The 22,680-nt window shown below is 42.1% G+C and carries 18 protein-coding genes; all 18 read right to left on the bottom strand.

Features of this window, described 5'->3' with window-relative positions; all coding sequences use genetic code 11:
- Positions 1-2: 2 nt before the first annotated feature.
- Positions 3-977 carry a glycosyltransferase family 2 protein gene (locus BN3456_RS08175; protein ID WP_089983643.1) on the bottom strand — a complete coding sequence of 325 codons (975 nt, stop codon included), beginning with the start codon at positions 975-977 and terminating at the stop codon, positions 3-5.
- A 112-nt stretch (positions 978-1,089) separates the two neighbouring features.
- Positions 1,090-1,974, bottom strand: coding sequence for a glycosyltransferase family 2 protein (locus tag BN3456_RS08170; protein ID WP_089983642.1), 885 nt, complete (start codon positions 1,972-1,974; stop codon positions 1,090-1,092).
- 10 nt (positions 1,975-1,984) lie between these two features.
- Positions 1,985-2,962, bottom strand: a complete 978-nt coding sequence (locus BN3456_RS08165) for a glycosyltransferase family 2 protein (RefSeq protein WP_089983641.1) — start codon at positions 2,960-2,962, stop codon at positions 1,985-1,987.
- 1 nt (position 2,963) lies between these two features.
- Positions 2,964-4,118, bottom strand: coding sequence for a glycosyltransferase family 4 protein (locus BN3456_RS08160; protein WP_089983640.1), 1,155 nt, complete (start codon positions 4,116-4,118; stop codon positions 2,964-2,966).
- A 15-nt stretch (positions 4,119-4,133) separates the two neighbouring features.
- A complete protein-coding gene (locus BN3456_RS08155) occupies positions 4,134-5,114 on the bottom strand; it encodes a glycosyltransferase family 2 protein (protein WP_089983639.1) in 981 nt (326 codons plus the stop codon).
- A gap of 18 nt (positions 5,115-5,132) precedes the next feature.
- Entirely contained in the window at positions 5,133-6,446 is a 1,314-nt protein-coding gene (locus BN3456_RS08150; protein ID WP_089983638.1) for a UDP-glucose dehydrogenase family protein, read from the bottom strand.
- A gap of 126 nt (positions 6,447-6,572) precedes the next feature.
- Positions 6,573-8,426 carry a hypothetical protein gene (locus BN3456_RS08145; protein ID WP_089983637.1) on the bottom strand — a complete coding sequence of 618 codons (1,854 nt, stop codon included), beginning with the start codon at positions 8,424-8,426 and terminating at the stop codon, positions 6,573-6,575.
- Between the two features lie 18 nt (positions 8,427-8,444).
- Positions 8,445-9,896, bottom strand: a complete 1,452-nt coding sequence (locus BN3456_RS08140) for a flippase (RefSeq protein WP_089983636.1) — start codon at positions 9,894-9,896, stop codon at positions 8,445-8,447.
- Positions 9,897-9,900: 4 nt separating this feature from the next.
- On the bottom strand, positions 9,901-10,929 hold the full coding sequence (locus tag BN3456_RS08135) for a glycosyltransferase family 2 protein (protein WP_089983635.1): 1,029 nt from the start codon (positions 10,927-10,929) through the stop codon (positions 9,901-9,903).
- A gap of 12 nt (positions 10,930-10,941) precedes the next feature.
- Positions 10,942-11,967 carry a glycosyltransferase family 2 protein gene (locus tag BN3456_RS08130; RefSeq protein WP_089983634.1) on the bottom strand — a complete coding sequence of 342 codons (1,026 nt, stop codon included), beginning with the start codon at positions 11,965-11,967 and terminating at the stop codon, positions 10,942-10,944.
- Positions 11,946-13,070 carry a glycosyltransferase gene (locus BN3456_RS08125; protein WP_089983633.1) on the bottom strand — a complete coding sequence of 375 codons (1,125 nt, stop codon included), beginning with the start codon at positions 13,068-13,070 and terminating at the stop codon, positions 11,946-11,948. Before BN3456_RS08125 ends, BN3456_RS08130 begins: the two co-directional genes overlap by 22 nt.
- Complete coding sequence (locus tag BN3456_RS08120) at positions 13,070-14,476, bottom strand: O-antigen ligase family protein (protein WP_089983632.1); 1,407 nt, start codon at positions 14,474-14,476, stop codon at positions 13,070-13,072. The genes BN3456_RS08125 and BN3456_RS08120 overlap by 1 nt, the downstream gene beginning before the upstream one ends.
- Positions 14,477-14,495: 19 nt before the next feature.
- Entirely contained in the window at positions 14,496-15,581 is a 1,086-nt protein-coding gene (locus tag BN3456_RS08115) for a glycosyltransferase family 2 protein (protein WP_089983631.1), read from the bottom strand.
- Positions 15,582-15,633: 52 nt separating this feature from the next.
- On the bottom strand, positions 15,634-16,848 hold the full coding sequence (locus BN3456_RS08110; RefSeq protein ID WP_089983630.1) for a glycosyltransferase family 4 protein: 1,215 nt from the start codon (positions 16,846-16,848) through the stop codon (positions 15,634-15,636).
- Positions 16,849-16,971: 123 nt separating this feature from the next.
- Positions 16,972-17,667, bottom strand: coding sequence for a sugar transferase (locus BN3456_RS08105; protein WP_176699143.1), 696 nt, complete (start codon positions 17,665-17,667; stop codon positions 16,972-16,974).
- Positions 17,667-18,872 (bottom strand): DegT/DnrJ/EryC1/StrS family aminotransferase, encoded by a 1,206-nt coding sequence (locus tag BN3456_RS08100; protein WP_089983628.1) that lies wholly within the window; start codon positions 18,870-18,872, stop codon positions 17,667-17,669. Before BN3456_RS08100 ends, BN3456_RS08105 begins: the two co-directional genes overlap by 1 nt.
- Before the next feature lie 8 nt (positions 18,873-18,880).
- Positions 18,881-20,848 carry a polysaccharide biosynthesis protein gene (locus BN3456_RS08095; protein WP_347458029.1) on the bottom strand — a complete coding sequence of 656 codons (1,968 nt, stop codon included), beginning with the start codon at positions 20,846-20,848 and terminating at the stop codon, positions 18,881-18,883.
- Positions 20,849-20,873: 25 nt separating this feature from the next.
- Positions 20,874-22,544, bottom strand: coding sequence for an LCP family protein (locus BN3456_RS08090; RefSeq protein WP_089983660.1), 1,671 nt, complete (start codon positions 22,542-22,544; stop codon positions 20,874-20,876).
- Positions 22,545-22,680 lie beyond the last annotated feature (136 nt).

Below are 22,680 nucleotides of genomic sequence, written 5' to 3'. Positions count from 1 at the left end.
AATTACTCCTTATGGCTTAATCTATTAGAATCTAGAAACTCAGTATCATTTAAAAAACCATGTTCATTTTTGGCTTTATAAAGACCTTGTCTTTTTTGAAGACCTGTTCTCATAGGTATAAAAAACATTCCTGTATCTATCAAAAACTTCATTCCCCATCTAAATAACTTGGGCCAATTGTCTAGACGTTGTGTCCGTAAACGTCTACGAACGTATTTATTGTTCTTATATTCTTTTCCCAAATATGTAATCAAAGAATTATAATCCTTCTGTATTCTCGCTTTCCAAAAAGAATTTCCTGATGTAGATATTCCCCCCCCCATCTCATACCACATAATGTACTCATCAAAAAATCCAATATTTATATTTTTAACCAATGCTATAATTTGAATAAAATCTTCACAAAATATTACTTTGCCTCTAATTTCATCAAGTAACTTAGTTAGCAAGTCCTTTTCAAAAAACATACTAGCGCCAGACATTAGCTTTCCCCACGACACTATATTTCGCTTAACTTTCTTCAAATTATTTTCTCTAAATGCCCTTATATCCATTGGTATGTTACAGTCCCAATACTCCAAGTGGTTGTTTTCAGTTTGGAAAGCTCTCATTAAGCCAAAACCTATTTTTTGGTCTTTGTCCTCCATAAACATACAAAGTCTGTTTATGCTGTCCTTTCCATAGAGTAGATCGCCACAGCCTAATCCTTTAATGTAACGCCCTTTTGCTATCTTTACCCCCGAATAAAAATTTTCGACTGTACCACGGTTTATATCACTGGCAATTAATTTATAGTTAATCACTCCATGTTTTTCTAAAAATTGTTTGATTTCAGGGAGAAAATTATTTTTTGAGCCGTCATCTGCTACTATCACCTCTATTTTATCAAGATTCTCTTGCCTCAATACAGAATTCAAAGTCAGATATATTTTTTCTAAACTCGAATTATATGTAAGCATAATTACACTGCACAACATTTTCCTGCTCCTTCTGCAAGTGAATCTAGCAATTTGACCTGACTATAAATTTTTAACACTTGCTTTTTACTTCTTTATAATATTATTACACGTTTCATTTTAAACGAATGTTTTAGTTTCTATCATTTTTCATCTCTTTCAATAAAATTTGACACCCCTCAACAATATATTTGTACATAAAAATGTTTTTCTCAAGTTTCTTTTCATACGCTTTTCCTGTTGCTACTCCTTGCATATGGAAAGTCTTCAATTCCGGAGAGTATACAATTTTATATCCATTTCTTTGACACTTATATGCCAGTAAATCTTCTTCTCCATACATAAATGTTTTAGGAGAGAAAGCCTCCGTCTCCCTGGATATATATATCGGTGTAAAAATCAAGCATGCTCCTTGTAAGACCACATTTTCTTTCCTTTGTTTGTAATTAATGTTTTCATGTGTCTTTTCATCCTTTTTATCGTACAAGTACTCAAGGGCATTGATTTTCTTATCCAAATGCAATGTTTTTTTTAACATAAAGTAATGTAAAAAGATGGCTTTTATTAAAAGCATTTTTCTGACTTCATTTTGGGTTAAAATATGATCACGATGAGGATTTTGATGATAACCATCGGGAGTGATTAAATCTGGTCCTATTAAATAGCAGTTATTTTTTTCAAATTCCGAAATCATAATGTCTATATAATTATGTTGTTTAAATATGGTGTCATTATTCGTAATTATAATATAATCTGCATTGAGCATTTTTTTAGCATAGCTATAACCTAGGTTATTTCCTTTAGCAAATCCCAAATTTTCATTTGCACACAACAAAATCACTTTTGGTTCACTATCATACTTTTCTTCTATCCTTTTCTCACTATCGTTAGTAGAACCATTATCAACAACAATTATTTTATAGTTTTCATAGCTTATATTATTTATAATAGAGGCTATACATGCTACCGTTGTATCTAAATCCATAAAATGTAAAATAACAAAACTAACTTGCTTCATGTCCTATCTCCTAAATACGTTTAACTTTAATTAAATATCTGCCTTTTGCCAAAACACCTAATGCTCTCGGACTTATAAAGGCTATAGCAGCCATTCCTCTAATAAGAACATTATTATTTTTATCTAGTAAAGCCATTTTCCGAGTCTCTTTTATAACTCTAATGACATATTCTTTATCTTGCTTAAGTTCTCTATTCAACGGGATTTTACGCAATACATCAACCCCTGAGACAAAGCACCTAGAAGAAATAGCATTTTTAATTAATTCACTACCATTGCTGTAATGCTGTTTGATTTCTTCATTTGCTGCTATTATATCCAATTGTCTAACTGAATACTGTGAATTAATAATGCTTCCTGCTCTTTGTCTGTAATAATAAACTTCATCATACAAAACCACTATTTTGCTAGCCTTTTCAAGAATTTTATATAATACAAATACATCTTCAAAGTATCTTCCTACAGGAAATATTATATTTTTAACAAGATTGTCTTTATATAATCTCCCACATACATAACCAGAGATTTTTCTGTAAAAGTATTGAATCAAGGTCTCATCAGATGTGATTATGTCTTTAATACCAGTTTGTTTTGATATTTTTATCTTATCGCAATCGTCAAATTTTCTCTCTTCACCAATAACTATGTCTGCGGAAGTATTCATCGCAGTGAATATTAATTTTTCACAAGCATCTCTCGCAATATAGTCATCCGCGTCGACAAAAAAAATCCACTCTCCTCTGGCCTCGGACACTCCCGCATTCCTTGCATCGGATAATCCGCCATTTTTTTTATGGATTACTCTAATCCGGTTATCCTTAGAACTAAAGTCATCACAGATAGTTTCTGAACCATCATCTGAACCGTCATCAACCAAAACAATTTCTAAATTTGAGTAAGTTTGACTGACAACTGATTCTAAACATTCTGGTAAATATTTTTTTACATTAAAAACTGGAATAATAATAGAAATCAAGGGTCTATTCATTTTATTTCTCCATCAACCTATAATATTTTTCAGCGATTTTACTATAATCTCTATTTGAAACAACCTTTAATCCATTTTTCGAAAATTTATCTTGGATTTTTTCAGAATTCAATAGTACATTAATTTTTCCAGATAAATCTTGTACATCCCTCTCTGCAACTAAAAACCCATTATAACCATTTTCTACTATTTCAGGTATTCCCCCTGAGTTGCTCCCTACAACAGGAAGACCTGATGCCATGGCCTCAAGCAACACTAGTCCCAACCCTTCTTTATCACCATCTTCAGTAGTAACTGAAGGGGCAACAAATATATCTGCTGAAGCATATATATTTTTCAACTCTTCATGAGTTTTTGAACCCCAAAATTCTATCTTATCCCCATAACTTTCTGCTTGAGCTACTAATGAATCCTTCAACGGTCCATCGCCAACAATCACTAATTTACCATCAACATATTTCATTGCATCTATCAAATATGTCACCCCCTTTTTCTCTGCCAATCTTCCCACGAAGAGTATCACTTTTTTTCTATTTTGATTAAAGTAATTCTCCTGGTAATATTTTTTTCCAAATTTTGAGGTGTCGCACCCCATAGAAATTATTTCCGTTTTAGCTTCAGGATATAATTTTTTTACCTCTTCGGCTAAGGCTTTCGATACGACAGTAATTTTATCAGCCCTTTTTAAACATTTTACCTTCAGTCTTTTTATGATTCCCTTATTAAGTGATGTAACATCACCACCGTGTCCTGTAATTACATATTTTTTATCAAAAAATGATTGAACAATTCCCTGGGGAATAATCCAATGTGCATGCACCTTATCATAATCTTTGCAAATTTTTTTCAGTTTCAACCATAAACCTAGAAACAAAAAAGGAACCAGTAACCCTCTAATTTCCTTTTCTCTAATTCTTGGTACGATGGCACCGGGATAGCATAAAGTTTCCCACTTGTGGATAGGAAAGTAATGATATCTAATTACCCTGACTCCTTCCAAAACTTCCTCATCCTTTGCATTTGGACAGGCCGGAACCAAGACTGTCACATCATAATACGCTAACAATGCCTTGGATATATCTAATACAAATCTTGGTTCTGTATCTCCTGCCCATCTCGGAAAAGTAGATGCTGTCACCAATAATTTCGACTTCATCTGCACATATTCTCCTTACTCTGCTTCATTTTTATCTTTTTTTACCTCTTCATGTCCCGGGCCATAATCGATTTTTCTCAATTCAAACTGTATTTCTTCCAACAGTTTTCTATTGGCAGAAATAACATCACCCAGAAGTCCCATAACTCCTGCCATCACCGCAATTACAATCAACATACTTGCCAGTATCAGTGACTGAATATGCCCATCTCCATTTCCTCCAATATAGTAGACCACAAACCGTATACCCAGTGCAAATCCTGCCACTCCAAATATACCGGCTATCCAGGCAAAGCAATACATTGGCTTATACATAATCAATGCTCTTCCAATTGTCAGCATTGATTTCTTCACATACCCAAACATACTGTTGAACAGTCTAGACGGCCGCAGCTCCGCATTCGTCCGAATCGGCACGGATGTCACTGCCATTTTTTGTCTTCCTGCCTGCACAATTGTTTCAAGTGTGTAAGTATACTCGTTAATAACGTTCATTCTCATGGCCGTATGCCTGCTGTATGCCCGAAATCCACTTGGCGCATCAGGAACATTTGTCCTGGAGGCCCGCCTCACAACCCAGCTCCCGAAATGCTGAAGCTTTTTCTTTAGAGGTGAAAAATGTTCTGTCGCATCAATCGGACGTTCTCCGACAACCATCCCAGCTTCTCCCCTTAGTATCGGCTGCACCAATTTTTCTATGTCCGCTCCACAGTACTGGTTATCTGCGTCTGTATTTACAATAATATCTGCACCGTTCCTAAGACATGCATCGAGACCTGCCATAAACCCCCTGGCAAGTCCCTTATTATTTCTAAAACTAACAACGTAGTTTACTCCCCAGTTTTTTGCAACTTCAACTGTGTTATCTTTGCTCCCGTCGTTAATAATCAAATATTCAATTATATCAATTCCATCAATATGTTTTGGCAGGTCATTTAATGCCACTTCCAATGTTTCTGCTTCATTGTAGCAGGGAATCTGTATGATCAGCTTCATATGTACTTCTCCTCACTCTTATCCTTCAATATCATTCACAGTCGGTCTTCCCACCGAACCATAGGTGGTACCTGTGCCTTCAAATGCAGTTAAAGCATAGCAATTCCTTCCGTCCAACACGATTGGCCGTTTCATAAGCTGCTTATACTTACTGATATCAAATTTCTTTACATCTTCCCACTCCGTGAATATAAAACAAATGTCCGCATCCTTAATAGCTTCTTCAATCGTACTGCAATACTGAATCTTTTCATTTGGAATTTTCTTTTTAAAATTCTCTGTTCCTACCGGATCCCATACTCTGACATGAGCACCATCTTCCAATAAAAAGGGTACATTCACCAAGGATGGAGCCTCTCTCAAATCATCTGTTCCCGGTTTAAAAGTACAACCCAACACAGCCACATTCAGGAAAAGAAAATCATCATAATATTTTTTTGCCTTCTTAATAAGCTTGAGTTTCTGATTATCATTTACTTCAATGGCAGCTTTTACCGTGCGGATTTCCTTATCATTAAAGCTTGCCAGCCAACTCAGAGCCTTAGTATCTTTTGGAAAACAAGAACCGCCGTATCCGATTCCCGCATTAAGGAAATGTTCTCCAATCCGTTTATCGTACCCCATTCCCTTAGTAACCTCTTCCACATTTGCCCCTACCGTTTCGCAAAGGTTTGCAATCTCATTGACATAACTAATCTTCAGTGCCAGGAAATCATTGGATGCATACTTAATCATCTCTGCACTTCTACGTCCCACACAGAGTTTTGGTGCGTCAAAGTCTTTATAAACTTTCTGCAGAGTTTCACATACAGATAGGTTGTCTGTTCCAATGACGATTCTTGAAGCATGAAGTGTATCTCTTACTGCCGTTCCCTGTGCCAGAAATTCCGGGTTTGATGCCACGTGTATTCCCACTTTATTGGTCTGCTTATCATGGATGTACTGCTCAATTTTATCATTCGTTCCGATTGGTACCGTGGATTTTATTACAACTACACATTCTCCCTCAACCGTCCTTGCAATCTGTTTTGCTACCTGATATACATAAGAAAGATTTGCTGACCCATCTGATTTTTCCGGTGTCCCGACACCGATAAAAATCACTTCTGCATCCTTATAAGCTAACTCAAAATCTGTGGTAAAAGTAAGATTATCCATGCTTTCTGTCATCAACTCAGATAATCCTGGTTCATAAATCGGTGATATTCCCTGCTGCATAGTCTTTACTTTTTCTTCATCGATATCTACACACGTAACTTCATGGCCTTTACTTGCAAGACAAACCCCTGTCACCAGTCCTACATATCCTGTTCCCGCCACTGCAATCTTCAATGTCTTCCCCTCGCTTTTCTGTCTGTTTGTAAAAATCTTTTTAAATTATAGCATGTTTATGGTGTCTTTGCCATTATTTTGTCGAATTTACTGTAATAATTAACAAATTAAAGAATTTATAACATCTCATTCCAGTGAGATTCCGCTGCCCTGTACCCTTTTCTGTAGGTCTTCTCCTGTCACATAAATATACTCATGTTCTGCAATTTTGCCGCACATATATCCCTGGACTGCCAGCTCCTGATGCTCGTCCTTATTTTGGCAGAGATAAAGAGCCTCTTTTTCGTTTTCCGGCGGCAGAGAGGAAACAACCGGCTCTTCCAGCATGCAAAACTGGTATAAAAATTTTGTCTGCTGTCCTGTTCCTTCTACACTTGCATCTTCAACATAAATCGTACCAGGCAAATCCCCTGTTTTCCGCAGCTGTTTCAGCATGTGAACACTGTCATCCACGTAAGTATAATTTTTCTGTCCACGGTATCCTTCATGATTTACTGCATTATAACAATAGCTATAAACTAACATAATACTCAACACGGCAAGAACAACATGCATTTTCTTTTTCTTGTACAAAATATAACTGAATGCAAGTACCAATATAACTACAAGAGTGGCGGAAAGATAGGTTCTCAGACGAATTTCATCTGTAAATCCTTTTGTCAGGGAATAGGGGGCAAAGTCCCAGCTGCATCCATTAAAGTCGCTGATATAAGGTAAAATACACAATACCCAGTATCCCTGCAGCAGAGCTGTTACAATGCAAACTACAGGATACAACTTTCCAAACATTTCCCGCTTATGGTAAAAGTATGCAATTCCAAGCATCAGAATAGGTCCGGCATAAGCCCCATAATATCGAAAATATGTCAGTGCTCTGTATGCATCTGGATCACCTCCGTTTTGCATTGCATTTGTCACTCCAGGCAGCCAGCTGACCGACTGCCCCGCAATGGTAATAACTATCGCGGCTAGAAACACACTTCCCACCACCACATAGGGGCTCATCGCCTGCAGTTCTTCCATATCTTGCTTATTCTTTATTAGGCCTTGCCATAAGAGAATCAAAATCCCAGTTACGGCAAACACTGCAAGTCCCCCTGTAATAACTATTGCTTCATTTAACTGCCCAATAATAATATTCACCCATGCCGGCCAGGATTTTATATCTTCCAGCAGATATCCAACAGAGAAAGATACCCCGGTATTTGATACACCACTGCTGGTAGCATTTGCAAAATAGTTTAAAACAATTTCTATTCCTTTTTTGCTAACTACAATAGCCCCTAATCCCACAAAAAGGCAGGTGGGGATTGAAACCAGTTTTTTCCGATAAACCCAGCCATAATACATAATTCCAAATGCAGCCGCAATCCACAGAGCAGTTGCCCTTGAATGCACTGTAGAGGCATAGAACAAAATCAAAATCAGCAATAAAGTATTTAATGTTTTTCCTTTTTTCTCATCTACAGTCTGATTCATTTTTAATAATACCCAGGTCAAAAGCCACATAACCAAAATGTAGATAAATTCGGGGTAAGTGTAAACCGCTCTCACCGACACAAGGTAAGAACAGCAGATAGAAGAAATGCATAATATTTTTTCATTATCCACCAGCAGATATTTTCTCATCAAATGATAGGATATAGGCGCTACAACGCTCTGTGCCAGAATCATCATTAATACCATCATCCGGTATAGAATGATTGGTTCATGAATGAGTTTAAAAAACGGAATCAGTAAAGCAGTATATCCATATCCATAGTATCGGTAGTTCTGCATAACACCGCTCCAGTCATAACCAGCCAATTTTGCCGCCGGTCCCATTGCAAACAGCTCATCGCCCCCGATGGACAGTGGATATGTCTGAAATAAGAAAATAAATCTAGGTAAAAAAGCTGCCATAAATGCCAGCCATATATGTTTATTCCTGTAGATTACCTGTATTAACTTTTTCAGTTTCTTGTCATTTTCTTGTCTCATTCTCTATCTCCTGCCGCTTTATCTTTTTATCCTGTTAACAACAGGTCTGACTATATCCATTACAAATGGTTCTTTTACAGCAATCAATATTGCCCCATACACCCCAAAGTAGATTACTGCCGATACCACCAGTGTAATGAACACGGACTCAAATGCCAGGTAATTTCTGACCGCCCAGATAACAGCTGCCGACACAATTACTGCAGCTCCAATCTGCTTCCAATGAAATTCTCCTTTCATTTTCCACAGCATCTTCCGCAAATAAACAACCTGTATTATTAATACGACTATTTCTGCAGCCAGAGTTCCGATAGCTGCGCCTGTTGCTCCGTATTTGGGAATATATATTGTATTGAGCACCAGATCCACTATAGCCCCCACAGCTACAGAAATAACCACCATATTCTCTTTTCCTGTGGGAACCAGCACCTGTATGCCGAGTACATTAGAAAGTCCAATCATGATGACCGTAGGTGTAATGACACGCATGGGCAGCACGGATCCCATATATGCACTTCCGGATAATAAAAGTATACTCTCCCTTGCATAGAATGCAAAGTATATTGTCAAAGGAAAGGACAAAAGCAGCACAAAGTTGACAGCTTTCGCTATCATTGCCCTGAATTCTTTTGTTTTTCCACTCTCTATATAAAAAGAAAGACGGGGAAGCAGTACTGTTCCAAGGGAAGTAACCAGACTTACAAGAATATTTTTAACTTTCACTGCTGCATCATAATATCCCACATCTGTACTTGTCTTCATAAATTTGAGCATTACGGTGTCCAGATTTGTATAGACAGTTGTTGCAACCGACAGTGCAAAAAATATAAGAATAGGTCTCATATGCCTTTTAAAGTCATAATTTCCTGTTCGCTTTAACGAAACAAATTGTCTTAGACGGATAAAATTCAGTACATAAGAACCGGCGCTTGCAAACACAGTAATACCGCCGTAAATAACATAATCCTTGGGTGTGCGCACAAAAGTAAACATGAGAACAATCGACAGCATCTTAAAGGCCAGGGTTGCTGCCGTAATGTAGCTATACTGTTCCAGCGCCGAGTAAAGCCAGTTTACACCGATTACGTTCAGAAGTATGGATACGCTGCTGATCAGAAGAAGCATCCTGTCTTCCCGGAACTCTTTTACAAATACCAGTGCCAGTCCAAATACAATATAACAGAATATCATCAGCACTACATTGATAAGCAGTAGTTCCTGTACTGTCTTTGAAAGCTTTTCTTTATCCTCCCTTACTCTTGCACATGCACGGACGCCATAGGTTGGCACCCCCAGCATTTCAAACATAGTAAAGTAAGTAATCACAGAGGTTGCAAATGCCACACTTCCTGTCCCCGCAGGCTTCAACACACGTGACACATAAGGAAACGTAATCAGCGGAAATAGAAACTGCGACACTGTGAGCATGAAATTCATAATAAAATTGAACCTTACTGATTTTATCCTCATCTGATCACTCCTCTGTGAGGCCGTTTCTCTTTTTCCCCATTTTCATTATAGCCTTATACCCTTTAAAGTTCACTTTCCTCAAAAGCTTTAGAGTCCCGCTCTCTTTTGAGGACAGTTCATATATCCACTCACTTTTTCTTTTCAACTCCCGGTCAAACTTTAGGAACCTGGCTTTGTTCTCCTTATCGTGCACCGGAAAGCTCATAAAAATTGTAATCTGATCTCCCACCATCTGCGCAATCCGTTTTCCAATGAAATCCACCTTTGTCTTTTCTTCTTCAGAAGCATTTTTCTTATATTCCTCGGCAAATTCTGTCAGATGCATAATCACATCTATATGATTCTGTATGTGCTTCCTAAAGCCTTGCATACTGACACTCTGTGTGGCCAATGCAAGACGGTACATGTAAATATCCAGATCAAAATACACCACTGACTCTACAAAGGGAAGGGGATATAAAATATACTCCACATCCACATAAAAACTGTGTTCGTCCAGATGAACATGGTGCTCTTTCAAAAGACTGCTTCTGAAAATCAGTGCATGCATGGACGGCTGTGCTATCGTTGCAGCGTCCTTAAAGTCCCATCTGTTTTCATCCAGATCATCTTTTTTCAGTCCCAGATATTCCTTCTTCGTCTTCTCACCGGTCTGATCATTCACTTCATAATAATTTGTCACAATATAATCTGCATCACATGACTTAAGTTTCTCGACGAGCAGCTGAAAGTCCGGTGTGTTTACCCAGTCATCACCGTCCACTACCTTAAAATATTTTCCCGTGCACTCCCGGATTCCTGTATTGATAGTGGAACCGTGTCCGCCGTTTTCCTTGGAGATTACCCGGTAGGTTTCGGGATAGCGCCTTTCAAACCTTTTCCCGATCTCCGCCGTACTGTCTTGGGAACCATCATCCACAATCAGCACTTCAATATCTTCCAGAATACCTGGCTCTTCAAATGAAGTCAACGTTTGTTCCAAATACTTTTCCACATTGTAGGACGGGATTACTATTGATAAAATCTTTTCCATTACTTTCCTCCGTTATGTATACTTTTTCGTAACTAGATCTTTCTGTCTGCGGACCCTGGACAAGAAAAGCATGAGTCCATATAATTTCCACATAATCAGTGTTAGCATTACCCTGTCCTTCATTGAGAGACATTCCTTCACATAGGGGTTTTTTGCAGCCTCCGGAAATAACCCCGGCACATACTCCCGGAACTTCTTCAGGTAAGGGCTTTTCGGATTATCCAATACAATTTCTTTTATGGGCACAAAAAAAGCATGCTCAAAAGCCAGGTATTCCAGCTCCTGCCGAAATGTTTCATACAATCCCCGATTTTTAAAATAGGACAAAATATCTTCTATGGCTGCTTTCCTGTCCCGGTAACTTTTCTCAAAATCTTTGCTGCGCATAATTGAGCCTTCCCGCAGAATATAATAGTACAGCGGCTCGCTCTGCAGATAAACGACTCTTTCGGCATTTACCAGCAGTCTCGGACTCATAGTCATATCTTCATAATGTCTTCTTAAAGGATACTCTAGCCCGGTACTGCGAAAAAATTCCAGACGGTACAATTTATTCCAGGCACAGGGGGTTACCGTCAGCACTTTAGGCAGCTGCCTGGCATTCAATACTGTATCCCTGGGAATTTCCATACTCCACCTGTCCCGTCTCCCCGTATCTTCTTCGATTTCTTCAAAATCAAAAAACACCACATCTGCAGTATGCTCCTCAGCACAGGAGACGGCTGCTTTTACAAAGTCCGGTGACACATAATCATCCCCGTCCACATACATAAGATAAGTGCCCGACGCCTGGGCAAGACCTACATTCCTGACATCGGACAAACCACCGTTTTCCTTATGTATGACACGAATGCGGGAATCTTGGTCCGCATACCGTTCACAGATATCCCCGCTGTTATCGGGGGAACCGTCGTCAATCAGCAGTATCTCCAGATTCCGGTATGTCTGATCCACCAGACTCTTTATGCACCTGTCAATATAACGCTCCACATTATACGCCGCCACAACAACACTCACTAACGGTAAATGATTCTGCATGCCTGCTCCTTTTGTCTTTCCAGATCGTATTTTTTTGCTTCTTCTGTCAGCCTTACCTGTTCCCTGCTGTAATTTCTATGCTGTAGGATAAAGTCTGCCCATTTCCTCGGGCCGTCTGACAAGGGTAAGAACCAGCTATGATCCTGTATTTTTGTTTCCTTTGTGACGGAGTCGCTGAACACGCAGGGCAGTTTTGTGCACTGGGCCTCCACTCCTACCACGGGGAGACCCTCAAACCTGGAGGGGAGAAGAAAGAAATCCATAGCCTGATATAATCGGTCTGTGTCGGACCTCCAGCCGAGGAAGTGCACCGCCCCTTCCAGTCCCTTTTTTTTCACCAGTACCTGTACTTCCTTCAGCTCCACTCCTGTTCCTCCAAGGAGCAGCACAGCCCCCTTCACCTGCCTGTGTATCTGTTCAAACACCTCAATCAGAAAAGGCTGGTTTTTTGCATAACAGAAGTTTCCCAAGTGCCCTATAACAAACAGATTTTCATTTTCAATGTTCAACTCACTGCGCACTTCTTTTCTTATCTTAGGATTATATTGAAAGCGGCTTCTGTCCACAGCATTGTAAATCACTTGAAACCGATTCGAATGCACGATCCTTTTTGGAAATATCCACTCTCCTGCCTTTGTGGAGCAACCGTAAAATTGGGTGCCTGCCTTGTAGAAAAATAGCCTGCACACCTTATGCACCGCATCATAAACTGCCCTCTGTAAACTGCTTTCGCAGTCATTTCCGCTGGAATGGCTGTGAATGATCCTTTTGGGAACCCCCATCCATTTTGCGGCAAATGCTGCAACACAGTCGATAGCAGTAGATACATTGAGATATACCATGTCATACTTCTTGTTCTTTAATATGGCGCAAACCTGACGAAACTGCTTTAAGGGACGCTTCAGTCCTGCAATGGCATACAGCTCACAATTTCTCTGCGCAAGGTATGTTTTCAGTTCTTCATGCATCTCATCTGTCAGGAAATCAATGCTGACCTTCTCCGGGGCATCCTGACTCTGTACTGACTCCAGAAAGTTCAGCAGATATCTGTCAATTCCCCCGGCTTTTCCGCTCATAATAAAGCCCACCAGTATTCGTTTCATTATTTATTCTCTGCTCCTATCTGACAAAGTCTCATTGCATAGCCCAGAAGCAGCCAAAAGCACATGTTCTGAGGTGCATTTACATAAAATATAAAAGATAAAAATGTGCCTGCAGCCAGCAGTGCAGCACAAGCTGCAGTGGAAAATACAGGCTCCGTCTTATATTCCCCGGACACCTGATACATCCTTTTAAATAGAATCACACTGCTGTTAATCAGCAGAAGAAGAAAGAGGATGCCTCCAATGGCTCCCTGGCCCACCAGAATGTCCAGCTCCAGGTTATGCATGGAATCATATTTTACGCCCCCTCTGTTTTTTACAAGATACCCCTCAGGAAAATGCTCTGCCGCATACCCGGCAATATTCCGAAACCCTACACCAATGACCGGTGACTTCTCCACAATCTGCAGTCCGTTTTTCCAAATTTCTAATCTTCCGTTGCTGTAATCATGCTGCAGGTCTTTTTTCCGGGTATCTGGTTTTTGAGTTTTCGTTTTTCCTGCGGGAGACTTGACTGTTGCGGGATTCTTTGCTTTCATAACTGCTTCAATCTTCGCATCCATGGGCTGATATATGGCTTTTACTCCCACGTCTCCGACAAATGCAGTGCCAGCCGCCAACACTCCCACAATACATAGCAAAAGTACATGTTTTGGGCGTACACTTCTTTTTTTCTCCACCCATGCCAGAAGACAATGCCATAAAAAGAGCCCGGCGGCAAGCATAATAATGCCCGTTCTGGAATCTGACAGCGCCAGATATAAGTAGTGAATTATAAACAGAAGCAGCAGACCAATCCTCTGCCACCATTTTCGTGTGCATGAAAACAGATAAAGCAGCATAAACAGTGCGATGACCGTGATGGTAGCTCCATGATTGGGATCATCATAGATTCCCCACAGGCGCTGCCATCGGTAGCCAATGGCGTGAACAAACCCTGTCTCATCCACATAATCATATTTGCGGCCCCACCAGACCATACTCAGGCTGATAATATTTACCACAGTACAATAGATAATATAAATAGCAGAAAGCCACTTCATCTCCTGGCGGATTTCTTCACCTGACATGTCAAAGGCACTTAAATAAAGCAAAACCAGAGGAAAAACAAGCCATATAAGCCCCTTCACATTTTCTGCGCCCCCGTAAGAAAAATGTGCAGCGGCACTGATAATATAGCTGGCGGCAAATCCAGCTAAAATCCACAGATTGTATCCCTTTTTGTACCTTTTATACCGAAAGAGCATCCATAGAATCATTCCTGCTCCCAGTATTGTAATCACATAAGAGGCTATGTTCATCCATGAAGCCCCATTTACAAATGCGTTAAAGGCCAGCAGTAAATAAACCATATAGCATACTTTAAAACCAAACAGTACCTGTTTGAATTTTTTATTTTCTTCCATAGAGCCTCCTATTAAAACACTATCTTCCGGATTTTACTTTTGAATACACCATTGGCATAAATCTTCTCACAATATAGATCCCTCTGCCCATCACTAAACAAAGTATTGGCCTTTTCCAGCGAAAAAATAACAGCGCAATGCGAAGGGATAGGCTTTCCTTCGCCCGGGCCGCAGGAATCAGTTCATTGAACAGGCCATCGGAAAACACCCTTATACACCACTTGTACCGGTGGGCATGGTTCATGCCTGCCTGTTTATTGCAGTTGCGCTCCAATGCGGAGAGGATATAACGTCCGTAGAGGCTTCCCAGTATACTTCTGACCTGTTCCGTACATATCCCCCAGTAGGAAAACTGGTCAAACAGCATCTCTATCCTACGCCTGTGCAGTGTAAAATAGTCCGGCACGAACTTATTTGTCAGGTTTTCCTCCAGTTTTTTTCCGTAATGATAGGGCGTAACCGGCAGAATATTCAAAGTCTCAATGTCCATGAAGTACTCAATGTTAAACGCAATATCCTCGATCAGCTTTACATCCTCATATACAAGCTTCAGCTCCCGTATATGAGAAAGCTGGTATATTTTGTTCCAGGGGTATCCATACAGTGTCTCCTGTTCCAGCTCGATGATATGGGGCCGCAGCTCTTTCGCAGTCTTAAAATAGTGCTCCCTTGGACAAATGGAGTGGGTGTACTGCAGCATACCTTTTTTGTCATAATACTCCTCTACGTGACCAAACAAGACTACCTGGGCAGGACTGCGTTCTATGGATGCATATACCTGCTCCAGCAGTGTCTCATCCACATAATCATCTGCGTCCATATACCAGATGTACTCCCCGGATGCCGCTTTCGTTCCGGTATTTCTGGCTGCACTCACCCCTTGATTGGTCTCGTGCCGGATGACCCGGATGCGGGAATCTTCCGCTGCATACTTTTCTGCTGTCTGTCCGGTTTTATCCGGTGAACAGTCCTCCGCCACGATAAGCTCCCAGTCAGTAAATGTCTGCTTTTGTATACTCGAAATTGCTCTGTCTATGTACTTTTCCACATTGTAAGCCGGCATGACAATTGTAAAAAAAGGCTTCTTAGATTCTTCATTCTTCATGAATGCCCCCACCTCTCAAGAGATTCCGATCCACCGTTGGTTTTTTGAACAACTAAAGCAGTTCCCTGATTAGCTGTTCTATTTTTCTGTAGGATTTAGGCCTGTCAAACTGCTCCTCGGCAATCTTCCTTGCCTTTTTTCCCATCTCCAGACGCTTATCCTCGTTTCTGTATAAATCTTCAACAGCATCTGCCAGGATACATGTATCCTCTGGTTCAATATTCACACCAAACCCGTCATTTTCTACCTTATTGCGGAACTCCGGACTCATACAGGTGTTAATCATTGCTTTGCCCGCAGCCAGATAGTCTCCTATCTTTGTCACGATACTCTGTGGTGCCTTCCTTACAAAGGAATTCACAAGAATATCCGATTTCTTCAGGTACGCCGCCATTTTATCATAGGGAGCGTATCCCACAAACTCTGCATTTTTAATGTTTTTGTCCCGTGCAAGAGCCTCCAGTTCGTCTTTAAGAGGACCGCCCCCGAGAATTTTGATTTTAATGTCAGCTCTTCCCCTTTTGGCAAGTTCCTCTGCTGCCAAAATCATGGTACGGATATCATAGCTGGTTCCGATGGTGCCTGCATAGGTCACCCAGAATTCTCCGTCCGGCTTCACGACTGTCTCCTCATTTTCCTCTGCCCCTCTGTCAAAGACTGCAAGCTCGTTTCCCACATACACAGTGGCTTTTGGCACTTCCCTTTTCTGATTCTGAAAGGGCCTGTCCCTGTATTCATCGGAGGTACCAATTACGCCGGACACCATGGAATACACTTTTTCGGCATCCCTCTGCAAGGGATAAAACAATAGAGAACTGATAACAGGAATGTCCAGCACCATCCGCATCGCCTCGGGCCACAGATCGTTCACATCCACCACAAAGGGAATCCCTTTTTTCTTTGCAAACTCCCCGCAGGCCAGTGCCACATCATTGGGGGGAATCTCCGCATACAGCAGGTCATAGTCTCCTTCTCTTTCCAGAAGCGCCGTCAGGTTCTTCGCCGCAATCCGATGGCTTTTAATCCTTTTCAGATCAACGTTTTGCTTATACCCCGGTTCATAGATGAATTTCAATCCAAACTTATAGTCGTCTTTTTTAAATTTTTCAATATCCCGCTGGGCTTTCTCCCAGTGCTGGAAGGTGGTGGTAATCAGATCCACCTGATACCCGGCCTCTGTAAGAAAATCACAGAGATACCTAAACCTGGTATACCCCTTCTCCCCATCCAGCCTCACACCCATCGTAATAACTGCTATTTTATACATACCTATACTCCTTGGTGAGGTCCTTTCGAACCTAGTAGTAAGGTACAACCTGCTGGCTTAGTGAGGTCCTTTCGAACTTAGCGGCATGGTTGTATCCTTGTCTATACTCCTCGTTTACCTATTTTATTTTATCACAGCCAGAACTGTATCCAGCATTATTTTTATATCGCTGAAAAAGCCAAACTGTTTTATGTACTGCAGATTGTATTTCATTTTTACCGGAAGAATATATTCTACATATACCTCATCCACTGGCTTTTTGGTCTCTTTCTGATGCTTTTCAAGCAGTGCGTCTTCATCCTTGAACCGGATGCTGGCTCTGGAAGTAACTCCTGCCGGAAGCAGCAGCGTTGCCCGCATTTCCCCAGTGTACTGTTCTACGTACTTTCTGACTTCAGGTCTTGTTCCCACAAAGGACATTTCCCCTCTTAAGATGTTGAACAGCTGGGGAAGTTCATCCAGCCGAAGTTTCCGCAGGGCTTTGCCGGACCGGGTAATTCTGCTGTCTTGCTTTTTTGTGACAAGGGGGCCCTTTTTGTCTGCTCCCGCAACCATGGTTCTGAATTTAAAAATACGGTATGGTTTCCCATACTGCGTAATCCTCTCCTGCCTGTAAAAGACCGGACCTCTGCTGTCTAGTTTTATCCACACTGCCAGAACCCCCATCACCGGAGCCAGCACAACTGTCAAGATTAACGCAAGAAAGAAGTCAAGCCCTCGCTTTAGGCAGAGGGCAGACTTCTTCTTTCTTAATATCTCGTAATATGGTTTTACAGAATCATTGCGCATGAATTCCGGCAACTGTTTCCAATCTGGTATCATATAATCAGGCTCCTGAATGTATCTGCAACATACTTCACCTGCTCATCTGTGAGACAAGTGTGAAGGGGCAGCGTAATTTCCTTTTCAAACTGAGCATATGCATTGGGATAGTCTTTGATGTCAAATCCCATCCGGCTGTATGCGCTCAGCATGGGCAGAGGCTTATAATGTACATTGGTCGCAATTCCAGCTTCCGCCAATTTCGTGATTATATTGTTACATTCCTGTCGAGATTTGTCAAGTGTGCTTACCAGATATAGGTGCCCGCTGGAGCTGTAATCTTCTCCAAAATGGCGCAGCAGCTTCACCGGACAGTCTTTCAAAGCCTCATCATATTGCTCTATCAAATTCTTTCTTCTCTTAAGTATATCCGGATATCTTTTCAGCTGAATTAGTCCGATGGCTGCCATAATATCCGTCATATTGCATTTATAGTAGGGGGCCACGATATCGTATTCCCAGGCACCGGCCTGGGTTTTTGCCAGGGCATCCTTGGACTGTCCGTGAAGGGAGAGAAGCATGTAATCTCTGTACAAAACCTCCCCATCCAATCCTGCCTGTGAGATGGCCTGTGACCATGTCACTGCGCCCCCCTCCGCCGTAGTCAGATTTTTCACCGCGTGGAAGGAAAAACATGAAAAATCCGCAATTTCCCCGCACATTTTCCCGTTTTGGGATGCGCCGAAGGCATGGGCTGCATCTGCAATCACAAGAATTCTGCCCATGGCTTTCTGCCGCTCGTTGGCAGGAGAAAATAAACGTTTCTTTTCCTCTGCAATCCGAAAGATTTCATCATATCTGCTATAAACAATACCTGCCAAATCTACACAGATGATTGCTTTTGTCCGCTTTGTCACCGCCTGGCGCACTTGCTCCGGATCCATCTCATAAGAACCGGGCATTGTATCCACAAGAACCGGGGTCGCCCCTGCGTGGCAGATGCAGCTGCAGGTGGCCGTATATGTATATGCCGTAGTGATTACCTCATCCCCGGGGCCTATTCCCATCAGATGGAGCGTCATTTCCAGACATGCTGTCGCCGAATTCAGACAGACCGCCCTGTGGGTGTGGAGATAATCTGCAATCCTACGTTCAAACTCTTTTGTTCTGGGTCCTGTGGTAATCCAGCCGCTGCGCAGTGTTTCAGCTACTTCAGCGATCTCTTCTTCTGTAATATCCGGTGGTGAAAATGGTACATTCATAAGTATTTTTATATCCTTTCTTGACTTCCCTGCTCCAGAAAAGCACTGGGAAGTTCCGATCTCGTATCAGCAAATTCCTGTTTCCAGCAGGACTGCAGCTGCCGGTCTCTCTGCACATCAGCTTCCCGCAGATGATAGGTGGGGATAATCTTGTGGACAATATCTTTCATACACTCCGTCTCCCCATAGGCCTCCCTGTACAAATCTTGCAGGTCTTTCAAAAATTCTTCCTCATCAAACTCGATGGGCTTTCCGATATGGATTTTTTCATTCTCGGTATTTTGGAGTCCTTCTTCCGCCATCAGCAGTTCTTCATACAGCTTCTCCCCGGGGCGCAGGCCTGTATATTGAATCTCTATGTCCACTCCAAGGGTGTAGCCTGACAGCCTGATCAGATTTTTTGCCAGATCCACAATTCTTACCGGCTGCCCCATATCCAAAACAAAGATTTCTCCGCCCCTGGCACTGGCTCCTGCCTCCAAAACCAACGACACGGCCTCCGGTATGGTCATAAAATACCGGATAATGTCCGGGTGGGTCACCGTCACCGGTCCCCCTGCCTCTATCTGTTTTTTGAACAGCGGTATGACACTGCCGTTGCTGCCCAGCACATTTCCAAAACGCACCGCCACATATTCCGTTTTGGAGCGTCGGTTGAACACCTGGATAATCATCTCGCACATCCGCTTGGAGGCGCCCATGATATTCGTCGGGTTCACTGCTTTATCCGTAGAAATAAGTACAAACTTCTCCACCTTGTAGCGGTCCGCAGCCAATGCAACCTTGTAAGTTCCAAACACATTATTCTTAATTGCCTCGTTTGGGCTGTCTTCCATCAGTGGCACATGTTTATGGGCTGCCGCATGGTATACTATATCAGGCCTGTATCTGGCAAAAACACTGTTTAGCTTTCTTCCGTTTCTGACGGAACCTATAAGCACAATTAAATCCAGGTTGGGCCATTTTGCCTTCAGCTCCTGCTGTATATCATAGGCATTGTTCTCGTAAATGTCAAAAATAATCAGCTGTCTGACACCGTTTGCGGCAATCTGGCGGCAGAGCTCACTTCCGATGCTGCCGCCTCCGCCTGTCACCAATACCACCTTGTCTGATACGTAGATCCCGATTTTCTCTGAGGTGATCCGGATAGGCTCTCTTCCCAGCAAATCTTCTATTTCTACATTGCGCAGCCTGGAAACGCAGACATCTCCATTTACCAGCTGGTATACCCCGGGCAGTATCTTTAATTCACAGTCCGGAACCTTCTGGCAGATTTCCAGTATCTTCTGCCTCTCCCGTTTGTCTGCACTGGGAATGGCAACAATAATCTCATTGACGCAGTATTTCTCTGCATATTTCAGGATAACATCTCTGCCGCCCACTACCTTCACACCGTGAATATAAGTCCCCTGCTTTCTTGTATTGTCATCAATCACACAGCAAATCTTTGCATCCAGCTCCATGCTGAGCTCCAGTTCTTTCATGACTACATTACATGCCTCGCCTGCCCCGATAATCATAGTATTTCTTACATGACGGCCGTGGACATTCCCATGGTAGAGCAGCCTGACGAGCCGGTAAGTAAAGCGGCTTAAGCATGTCAGCAAAAACAGTGACACAACATAGAGGGGAAAATAGCTTCGGTATATTTCTCTGTAAGTAAGATAATAGGCCAGAATATTAAACAGAACCGATGCCCCACAGGCCTCAATAACATAGACCAGTTCCTTAATGCTTGCAAATCTCCAGAGGCTTGTATACAGCCTGAATAAGGCAAATATGATTATCGTAACAATCGTATTTGCCACAACCAGCTCTTTTACTGAATCCGCATACTCAGGCGGTATCTCACTGATGTGCATATTAAAGCGGATCCACAGTGCCATAAATGAGCTGGTATTGAGGAAGATAATATCCAATAATACCAGCATTACTTTATATATAAAAGAAAGATCCCACTTTTTTAACAATTTCATCATTTTACTTTTCCTCGGTATCTCATTATTGCGCCACCTCTGAATCTGGCAGCGTCTCCCCCTTCTCCACCGCATTAATTGCTTCTATAATCGGCGTTATAGATGACATATCCGGCTGGGTCACATAGAGAACACTGCCTGGCGAAGAATAGCACTCCTGATTGTCACCGGTTCCTTCTGCCGCCATGGATTTAATATTCCAAGCCGCCCCATCTGAGAGCTGACTCTTAATCAGATCCTGCATCTGATTCTGTGACATGTTCGTGTCCACATTTCCGCTAACGCTGCTTAAAACTCCATTGGCACCTGTCAGTATGGCCGGAGAAATGGCCTTCTTAATCATAGCTGTAATCACGGCCTGCTGGTTCTTTCCTCTCTGGAAGTCACCGCCGTCTACATTCATTCTTTCTCTGGAAAATGCCAGTGCCTGTTTCCCTGTAAAATGGTTTTCCCCCTGTACAACATTCATGACCTGGCCGGATTCCTCACTTGTTGTGAAAGCCTGCTCTGATATTACATCCACTCCGCCCAGAGCATCTACCATCTGTTCCAGCGAAGTGAAGTTCACTCTTGCATAAAAATCAATATCCGTGTCATAAAGATGCTCCAAAGTAGCCATCGAGGCATCTACTCCGTAAATTCCCGCATGGGTCAGCTTATCCTTCTGTCCTCCTGAAATATCCGGAATTTCTACATAATAATCCCTTGGCGTGGTCACCAGCAGAATCTGATGAGTTGCAGGATTCACCGTTGCCAGGATGTTCACATCGCTGCGGCTGTTGGTCTCGATAGCGCCATACACATCGATGCCGCTGATGTATACCGTAAAAGAATCATCCGCCACCTTCACGTCTGCCGCTTCATTCTTAAGGGTGCTGGTGATCTTATGGCTGTAGATAATCTTTACTTCGTCACTGTAGCTCTCGTATGCTTCCTCCAGTACGCCTGTGTAGGCATCATTATAAACAATTGCCTGTACTTCTCCATCCCGGAGTGCCTCTGCCTGTTCGTTCAGGCTCTTATATTCCGTGGTAGAGATATCCTTTCCCAACTCCTTATTAATTGCCTCTACCGTACTCTTTACATCGTCGCCTTTCATAGCATACTGTACACCAAAGCTGTAGCCAGCCGCATCCTGGATTGTCTCGGCAGCATCCTGCGCCGGAACCGCAACCACCATCTTATCTACCTTTGTATTTCCGCCGGTGATTTTTTCAACCGTGCCATTGGTCTTAAATATATAATAGGAGCCCAGCGCCAATACAATAGACATAAAAACACTGAAGACTTTCCCTGCAATGGCTTTTTTCTTGGATACAAGCTGACCAATCAGCAAAATAAGCCAGACTACCAGCAGGATTCCACCGGCTGCTGCCAGATATTTCACAGGCAGCATATTCAATACAAACAGCGCTGCAATAAACACCAGCGTTGCAGCAATCTGGATTCCGCATAAAACGATGCCGATCTGTCTGCTCACCTTGTTGGAACCTTGCCTCTTCCCGGGCTTTTTCCCTCTTTTTTCATTCCCGGCCTCCGGTCTTTTGCCGCCCCCTCTTTTGGTACTGCCTGCCAGGGATTTGGCCGGATTGTCACTGACAATTCTTCTCCGCGCTTCTTCTCTTCTGCGGCGGTTTCTCTCCTGCTCTTTTTTGTCCGCCTCCTGCTCTTTCGAGCTCTTTCTTGGTTGGCCCATATTTATCTCTCCTTTATTAAGTACATCTTTGTCAATATTTCTCCGTTGGTGCAGCTTTACTGCGGCATAATTTTTGCCTAAATGAGTCAGGCAGACATGCCCCCCATGTCCATCTGACTCATTCCTTACCAATGAA

The sequence above is a fragment of the Clostridium sp. C105KSO13 genome, assembly GCF_001517425.1.
In the GTDB taxonomy this organism is placed as follows: Bacteria; Bacillota; Clostridia; order Lachnospirales; family Lachnospiraceae; genus Muricomes.
This window is presented reverse-complemented; position numbering and strand designations above follow the sequence as displayed.

Bases quoted from the DNA above. Each gene is read 5' to 3' on its own strand.
- BN3456_RS08175 (WP_089983643.1), bottom strand. From the start codon at position 977: ATGTTGTGCAGTGTAATTATGCTTACATATAATTCGAGTTTAGAAAAA.
- BN3456_RS08170 (WP_089983642.1), bottom strand. From the start codon at position 1,974: ATGAAGCAAGTTAGTTTTGTTATTTTACATTTTATGGATTTAGATACA.
- BN3456_RS08165 (WP_089983641.1), bottom strand. From the start codon at position 2,962: ATGAATAGACCCTTGATTTCTATTATTATTCCAGTTTTTAATGTAAAA.
- BN3456_RS08160 (WP_089983640.1), bottom strand. From the start codon at position 4,118: ATGAAGTCGAAATTATTGGTGACAGCATCTACTTTTCCGAGATGGGCA.
- BN3456_RS08155 (WP_089983639.1), bottom strand. From the start codon at position 5,114: ATGAAGCTGATCATACAGATTCCCTGCTACAATGAAGCAGAAACATTG.
- BN3456_RS08145 (WP_089983637.1), bottom strand. From the start codon at position 8,426: ATGAGACAAGAAAATGACAAGAAACTGAAAAAGTTAATACAGGTAATC.
- BN3456_RS08140 (WP_089983636.1), bottom strand. From the start codon at position 9,896: ATGAGGATAAAATCAGTAAGGTTCAATTTTATTATGAATTTCATGCTC.
- BN3456_RS08135 (WP_089983635.1), bottom strand. From the start codon at position 10,929: ATGGAAAAGATTTTATCAATAGTAATCCCGTCCTACAATGTGGAAAAG.
- BN3456_RS08130 (WP_089983634.1), bottom strand. From the start codon at position 11,967: ATGCAGAATCATTTACCGTTAGTGAGTGTTGTTGTGGCGGCGTATAAT.
- BN3456_RS08125 (WP_089983633.1), bottom strand. From the start codon at position 13,070: ATGAAACGAATACTGGTGGGCTTTATTATGAGCGGAAAAGCCGGGGGA.
- BN3456_RS08120 (WP_089983632.1), bottom strand. From the start codon at position 14,476: ATGGAAGAAAATAAAAAATTCAAACAGGTACTGTTTGGTTTTAAAGTA.
- BN3456_RS08115 (WP_089983631.1), bottom strand. From the start codon at position 15,581: ATGAAGAATGAAGAATCTAAGAAGCCTTTTTTTACAATTGTCATGCCG.
- BN3456_RS08110 (WP_089983630.1), bottom strand. From the start codon at position 16,848: ATGTATAAAATAGCAGTTATTACGATGGGTGTGAGGCTGGATGGGGAG.
- BN3456_RS08100 (WP_089983628.1), bottom strand. From the start codon at position 18,872: ATGAATGTACCATTTTCACCACCGGATATTACAGAAGAAGAGATCGCT.
- BN3456_RS08095 (WP_347458029.1), bottom strand. From the start codon at position 20,848: ATGAAATTGTTAAAAAAGTGGGATCTTTCTTTTATATATAAAGTAATG.
- BN3456_RS08090 (WP_089983660.1), bottom strand. From the start codon at position 22,544: ATGGGCCAACCAAGAAAGAGCTCGAAAGAGCAGGAGGCGGACAAAAAA.